Below are 6,000 nucleotides of genomic sequence, written 5' to 3'. Positions count from 1 at the left end.
CATGCTCCGCGACGGCACCTTCTACGAACCCAGAACCCCACGCCTCGCTTGACGAAAGACATAGAGGCACCCCCCCCATGTCCAGATCCGCACTCCCGCCGCGCTCATGAGCACGGCGCTCGTCTCCGGGCTGCTCGCCGGGTACGGCATCGCCGTGCCCGTCGGCGCCGTCGGGACCTATCTCGTCTCCCTCACCGCCCGCAGCACCCTGCGCACCGGCGTCTGCGCGGCGCTCGGTGTCGCCACCGCCGACGGCCTCTACGCGCTCGCCGTGGCGGCGGTGGCGGGCGGCTCCGCCCTGGCGTCCGCGCTGCGGCCGGTGCTGGGTCCGCTGCGCTGGGCCTGTGTGCTGGTGCTGCTCGCGCTGGCGGCGTGGAGCGCGGCCGGAGCCGTACGGCAGTACCGCGACCGCCGGCCCGCCACCCGCACCGCTCCCGCTCCCCCGGGCCCGTTGCGGGCGTACGCCGTGCTGCTCGGTGTCACGCTGCTCAACCCCACCACCGTCATCTACTTCGCGGCGCTGGTGCTGGGCGCGCAGGCCGGTGCCTCGGCCTCCTTCGCCGAGCAGGCGGTGTTCGTGGCGGCGGCGTTCGCCGCGTCGGCGAGCTGGCAGGTGCTGCTGGCCGGCGGCGGGGCGCTGCTGGGCCGGACGCTGACCGGGCATCGCGGGCGGCTGCTGACGGCTCTGACGGCCGCCGCGGTGATGACGTTCCTCGCCCTGCGGATGGCCGTGTCGCACGGATGATCCCCGGGGTCCGCGGTGTTGTATCGAAAGTGGCACAGCCGACAGCGGAACGACGATGGGACGGATGAGCATGCCTCTTGAGGGAGAGTACGAACCGAGCCCGAGCCGGTGGGTGCGCGAGCAGGTGGAGCTGTACGAGCGCTCGGGCGGCACCCAGGGGACGACCCTGCAGGGGACCGACTACCCGGTCGTCGTGCTCACCAGCCGCGGAGCGAAGTCCGGAAAGCTGCGCAAGACACCGGTGATGCGGATCGAGCACGAGGGACGCTATGCGGCGGTGGCCTCGCTGGGCGGGGCGCCCAAGCACCCGGTCTGGTACTTCAATCTGAAGGCCCACCCCCATGTGGAGTTGCAGGACGGCCCGGTGAAGCGGGACATGACGGCCCGTGAGGTCACCGGGGAGGAGAAGGCCGAGTGGTGGAAGCGGGCGGTGGCGGCCTATCCGCCGTACGCCGACTACCAGAAGAAGACCGACCGGGAGATCCCGGTGTTCGTGCTGGAGCCCGTCGACGGCGACTGACCGTCCTCCGCCGCCTCGGGCGGCCTCGTGCACCACCGGCCGGCCCGCTCCGGAGGGATTCGGCGGATTCCTTGCCGCCCGGGTGCATGAAGCCCGCGGGGACGGGCACGTGAGTGTCGGGCCCCGCCGCGTTCCCCCGTCGCGGCGGGGCTCTCCCATGCCTCGCACGCCTCGGCGGCCCGGTGGTCGGTGACGTCCAGGAAGATCTGCTCCGCCTCCGGCGCGATGCCGGAGATGGACCGCTTGATGCGCACGGCGACCTCCTCCACCCGCTCGCTGTCCAGGCCCGGCGCCAGGTCGACCCGGGCCGCCACCAGAGCCGTGTCCAGGCCCGTCTTCATGGTGAACAGCGCCTCCACGCTGTCGATCTCCGGCTGGGCCCGCAGCAGCGCCCGGATCCGCTCGTCGGCCTCCGGGTCGGCGGCCTCGCCGATCAGCCGGGCGCGGGCGTCGCGTCCGAGCCGGTAGGCCACGTACACGAGCAGGGCGCCGATGGCGAGCGAGGCGGACGCCTCCCACACCACCTGCCCGGTCATCAGGTGCAGCACCATGCCGGCCGCGGCCAGGGTCACGCCCAGCACGGCGGTGCCGTCCTCGGCGATCACCGTGCGCAGCGCCGGGTCGCGCAGTCCGCCGCCCTGCCGGCGCACCTGGTACAGGGCGCGCAGCAGCGAGGCGCCCTCGGCGATGAAGGCGACAGCGAGCACGACGAGTCCGGCCGTGTAGCCGCCGGTGGCCTGTGCTCCGCCGCCGTGCAGGGCCTCGACGCCCTGGTAGAAGGAGAAGCAGCCGCCCATGATGAAGATGCCCACGGCGGCGAGGAGCGACCAGAAGAACCGCTCCTTGCCGTAGCCGAAGGGGTGGCGCCGGTCCGGCGGGCGTCGGCTGCGGCGCAGGGCGGCCAGCAGGAACACCTCGTTCATGCTGTCGGCCACCGAGTGCGCCGCCTCCGACAGCAGTGCCGGCGAGGCCACGGCGAGCCCGCCCACGGCCTTCGCCGCCGCTATCACCGCATTGGCCCCGAGCGCCACCAGCACGGTGATCCGGGTCTTTCGATCCGATCGTGTACTCACGTCGGGCGATTGCCCCGGTCGGGCTGGGTCACACCGTGCCGACCGCGGAAAACGGGGAACGCGGTCACAGGGACCCTGAACGGAACGGCGAGGAGGAGGCGACCATGAGCCGCGACGACGGGGACGGCGGCAACAGTGCTTACGGCAGGAAGGCCTTCCGGCGGTCGAAGCCGCATTTCCGGGACCGGATCACGGCGGACGGCCGGGAGGGCTGGCCGGTGGAGCCGGGCCGGTACCGGCTGGTGGTGAGCCGGGCCTGCCCCTGGGCGAGCCGCGCGCTGGTGTCCCGGCGGCTGCTCGGGCTGGAGGACGCGCTGTCGCTGGCCGTGGTGGATCCGATCCAGGACGACCGCAGCTGGCGCTTCACCCTGGACCCCGGCGGCCGGGACCCGGTCCTCGGCATCCGCTGTCTCAGCGAGGCCTACGACCGGCGGGAGCGGGACTACCCGGGCGGGGTGAGCGTGCCGGCGATCGTGGACGTGCCCACGGGGAAACTGGTCACCAACGACTACCAGCAGATCACCCTGGACTTCGCCACCGAGTGGACGGCCCTGCACCGGGACGGGGCCCCGGACCTGTACCCGAAGGAGCGGCGCGACGAGATCGACGCGGTGATGGAGGACGTCTTCCGGGACGTCAACAACGGCGTCTACCGGGCGGGCTTCGCCACCGGTCAGGAGGAGTACGAGGCGGCGTGCCGGGATGTGTTCCGCCGGCTGGAGCTGCTGGCCGAGCGGCTGGAGCGGCAGCGGTATCTGGTCGGTGACACCATCACCGAGGCGGACATCCGGCTGTTCACCACGCTGGTGCGGTTCGACCCCGTGTATCACGGCCACTTCAAGTGCAACCGCTGGAAGCTGACGGAGAACCGGGTGCTGTGGGCGTACGCCCGCGACCTCTACCAGACGCCGGGCTTCGGCGACACCGTCGACTTCGACCACATCAAGCGCCACTACTACCAGGTGCACACCGGCATCAACCCGACCCGCATCGTCCCCCTCGGCCCCGACCTGTCGGGCTGGCTGACGCCTCATCACCGCGAGGAGCTGGGCGGGCGGCCGTTCGGGGACGGCACTCCGCCGGGGCCGGTCCGCGCCGACGAGGAGGTTCCCGCCCGAGGGCGCCCCCGGCCCCCGACCGACCAACCACACAGCCGACCGAGCTAGGAGATCCACGTGGCGAAGAAGAGCAAGAAGTCGAAGCTGCCGCTGGCGTACAAACCGATCGGGTTCGTCCTCAGCTGGACGGGCGGAACCCTGGCCGGGCTCGCATTCCAGAAGACGTGGAAGGTGATCCGGCACGAGGACGACGCGCCGGACGCGCTGGACCGGGACCGCCGCTGGGGCGAGATCCTGCTGGCCGCCGCGATCCAGGGAGCGATCTTCGCGGCGGTGCGCAGCGCCGTGGACCGGGCCGGCGCCAAGGCCATCGAGCGCTCCACCGGCGCGTGGCCCGTCACCGACAAGGAGAAGGGCCGCGACTGACCCGCCGCCGGAGCCCTGGGGCGCACAACGGCCGGGCGTGGGGAGCGTGTTCCCGCGCCCGGCCGTGTCGTACGCCCGGCGGGCGGGGCGGGCGGTCTCAGCCCTGCTTCGGTGCGGTGGAGGGCCCCCGGCGCAGGGTGAAGGAGTGACCGGCCCGGTCGGCGTAGCCGCGTTCCTCCAGCGGGCCGCCGGCGTCGGTCGCCTCGATCGGGCGGCCGCCGAGGCTCACGATCCGGCGTTCCGCCGCGTCGAGGTCGTCCACCACGAACTCCAGGTGCGCCTGGAGGGAGTTCTCGGGGCGGGGCCAGCTCGGAGCGGTCGCGTTCATGTCGCGGCGCAGCGCCAGCCGGAAGCCGTCGGCGGAGCGGAGCTCCACCCGGTTGGCGCCCGCCTCGGTCTCCTCCGCGTCGAGCAACTCCCGGTAGAACTCGGCCAGTTTTTCGGGTTCGGCGCAGTCGAGCACCACCACGCCCGCCGTCACCACAGTCATGTCTCCTCCGCGGGTCCGCCGCTCGCGGGGCGGCCTGCGCCCCGCCCTGCAGGGGACGGATATCCCCGCCGAGCAGAATCAGTCGGGCGGCGCACCGACGACCGCAAATCGAAGACATATGTCAATCGAACATGCTCAAAATCTGCCGAGCGAGGGTAACTTGCTTGACGGCGAACGACGTTGGCGTCGTCCGCCCGTCCCCGTGGTACCCCGCGCACGGAGCAGGCTGGAGGCGATGGCGTCGTGCGGCACGAATCTGCACCGCTGACCCGGCATCTGCGCGTCCTGCGGGACCGAGGCCACACGGTGCTCCAGTTCCGCGGCGAGATCGACATCGCCGCGGCCGAGGAGATCGTGCCGCATCTGGACGCGGCGACCGCGGGGCCGGACCCGCGCGTGGTGATCGACCTCTCGCGGATCGAGTTCTTCGACTGCTCCGGTCTGCGGCTGCTCTACCGGGCCCGGCACCGGGTCGCGGACCGCCACGGCCGGCTGCACCTGGTGTGCGCCCACCCGCTGACCCTGCGCATGCTGCGGATCACCGGCCTCTCCCGGCTGCTGCCGCCCCGGCCGACCCTGGAAGCGGCGCTGGAGGCGGCCCAGGAGCAGCCGGAGGCGACGACGGACCCCGTCTGACCGCCAGGGGAGCGTCCGCAACGCCGTGCCTGGCGCGCAGCCGCTAGGCTATCGGCTGTGCGTCGAACAGGGCGCTGACCGACTCCCCGTTGTGGATGCGCCGCACCGCCTCGGCGAGCGCCGGGGCGATGGACAGGACCCGCAGCTTGCCGGTGTGCTCCTCGGCCGGCACCGGCACGGTGTTGGTGCACACGATCTCCAGCACGTCCGGCTGCTCGCTCAGCCGCCGCAGCGCACCGGCCGCGAACAGCCCGTGCGTACAGGCGACCCTGATCGACCGCGCGTCCAGCTCCCGCAGCCGCTCCAGCAGCGCGAACACCGTGCTGCCCTTGGCGATCTCGTCGTCCAGGACGATGACGTCCCGCCCGGCCACGTCGCCGATGACGGAGCTGATGCGCACCTGGTCGTCGGCGAACCGCTGCTTGGCGCCGGCCGCCACCTCGGCCCCGATCAGCCGGGCGAAGTGGGCCGCCTCCTTGGCGTTGCCCAGGTCCGGGGAGACGACGGTGGTGCGGCTCAGGTCGTACTGGCGGAAGTGCGCGGCCAGTTCCCGCAGGGCGTGCAGATGGTCGACGGGCACCGAGAAGAAGCCGTGCACCTGGGGCGAGTGCAGGGTCATCGTCAGGACCCGGCTCGCGCCCGCCGCCACCAGCAGGTCGGCCACCAGGCGCCCGCCGAGCGAGATGCGCGGCGCGTCCTTCTTGTCGGAGCGCGCGTAGGAGTAGTGCGGCATCACCACGGTGATCCGGGACGCCGACGCGCCGCGGGCCGCGTCGCACATCATCAGCAGCTCCACCAGGTGCTCCTGCACCGGCTTGACCAGCGGCTGCACCAGGAACACGTCCCGCTCACGGCAGTTGGCCTGGAGCTGCACCTCCAGGCAGTCGTTGGCGAAGCGGCTGACCCGCACCGGGCTGAGCGGCACACCGAGATGGGAGCAGACCTCCTCGGCGAGTTCGGGGTGGGCGCTGCCGCTGAACACGGCGATGTCTCGCACGACGGGTCTCCTCGCATGATCATGTGTCCCGGCCGGGATCATGCTACTGGCCTGC

General features: G+C 72.4%; 7 protein-coding genes and 1 pseudogene. 5 read left to right on the top strand and 3 right to left on the bottom strand.

The annotated features are described in order from the left end of the window. Positions 1-106: 106 nt before the first annotated feature. Positions 107-745, top strand: a complete 639-nt coding sequence (locus ABD198_RS23190; protein ID WP_344005290.1) for a LysE family transporter — start codon at positions 107-109, stop codon at positions 743-745. Between the two features lie 70 nt (positions 746-815). Beyond that, a complete protein-coding gene (locus ABD198_RS23185) occupies positions 816-1,265 on the top strand; it encodes a nitroreductase family deazaflavin-dependent oxidoreductase (protein WP_344005294.1) in 450 nt (149 codons plus the stop codon). A gap of 119 nt (positions 1,266-1,384) precedes the next feature. Here the strand turns inward: ABD198_RS23185 and ABD198_RS23180 are convergent. Then, a pseudogene (locus ABD198_RS23180) lies at positions 1,385-2,338 on the bottom strand (cation diffusion facilitator family transporter); the annotation flags it as partial. A 104-nt stretch (positions 2,339-2,442) separates the two neighbouring features. Here ABD198_RS23180 and ABD198_RS23175 point away from each other — a divergent pair. Next, positions 2,443-3,504: a glutathione S-transferase family protein gene (locus ABD198_RS23175; protein ID WP_344005288.1), complete on the top strand. Its 1,062-nt coding sequence runs from the start codon at positions 2,443-2,445 to the stop codon at positions 3,502-3,504. Positions 3,505-3,513: 9 nt separating this feature from the next. After that, entirely contained in the window at positions 3,514-3,822 is a 309-nt protein-coding gene (locus ABD198_RS23170; RefSeq protein ID WP_344005286.1) for a DUF4235 domain-containing protein, read from the top strand. Between the two features lie 97 nt (positions 3,823-3,919). On the opposite strand, the gene ABD198_RS23165 is transcribed toward ABD198_RS23170, so the two are convergent. Then, the gene (locus ABD198_RS23165; RefSeq protein WP_344005284.1) at positions 3,920-4,312 is read right to left on the bottom strand and encodes a VOC family protein; all 393 of its coding nucleotides are present in this window, start codon (positions 4,310-4,312) and stop codon (positions 3,920-3,922) included. Positions 4,313-4,555: 243 nt separating this feature from the next. Here ABD198_RS23165 and ABD198_RS23160 point away from each other — a divergent pair, with 243 nt between their 5' ends. Next, positions 4,556-4,948, top strand: a complete 393-nt coding sequence (locus ABD198_RS23160; protein WP_344005282.1) for an anti-sigma factor antagonist — start codon at positions 4,556-4,558, stop codon at positions 4,946-4,948. Between the two features lie 43 nt (positions 4,949-4,991). On the opposite strand, the gene ABD198_RS23155 is transcribed toward ABD198_RS23160, so the two are convergent. Beyond that, positions 4,992-5,945 (bottom strand): ribose-phosphate diphosphokinase, encoded by a 954-nt coding sequence (locus ABD198_RS23155; RefSeq protein ID WP_344005280.1) that lies wholly within the window; start codon positions 5,943-5,945, stop codon positions 4,992-4,994. Positions 5,946-6,000: the final 55 nt, after the last annotated feature.

Source organism: Streptomyces thermocarboxydovorans (assembly GCF_039524635.1).
Lineage (GTDB): Bacteria > Actinomycetota > Actinomycetes > Streptomycetales > Streptomycetaceae > Streptomyces > Streptomyces thermocarboxydovorans.
The sequence above is the reverse complement of the archived record's forward strand: the minus strand, read 5'-3'. Positions and strand labels throughout refer to the sequence as shown.

Excerpts from the sequence above, each read along its gene's own strand:
- ABD198_RS23190 (WP_344005290.1), top strand. The coding sequence starts at position 107 with ATGAGCACGGCGCTCGTCTCCGGGCTGCTCGCCGGGTACGGCATCGCC.
- ABD198_RS23185 (WP_344005294.1), top strand. The coding sequence starts at position 816 with ATGCCTCTTGAGGGAGAGTACGAACCGAGCCCGAGCCGGTGGGTGCGC.
- ABD198_RS23175 (WP_344005288.1), top strand. The coding sequence starts at position 2,443 with ATGAGCCGCGACGACGGGGACGGCGGCAACAGTGCTTACGGCAGGAAG.
- ABD198_RS23165 (WP_344005284.1), bottom strand. The coding sequence starts at position 4,312 with ATGACTGTGGTGACGGCGGGCGTGGTGGTGCTCGACTGCGCCGAACCC.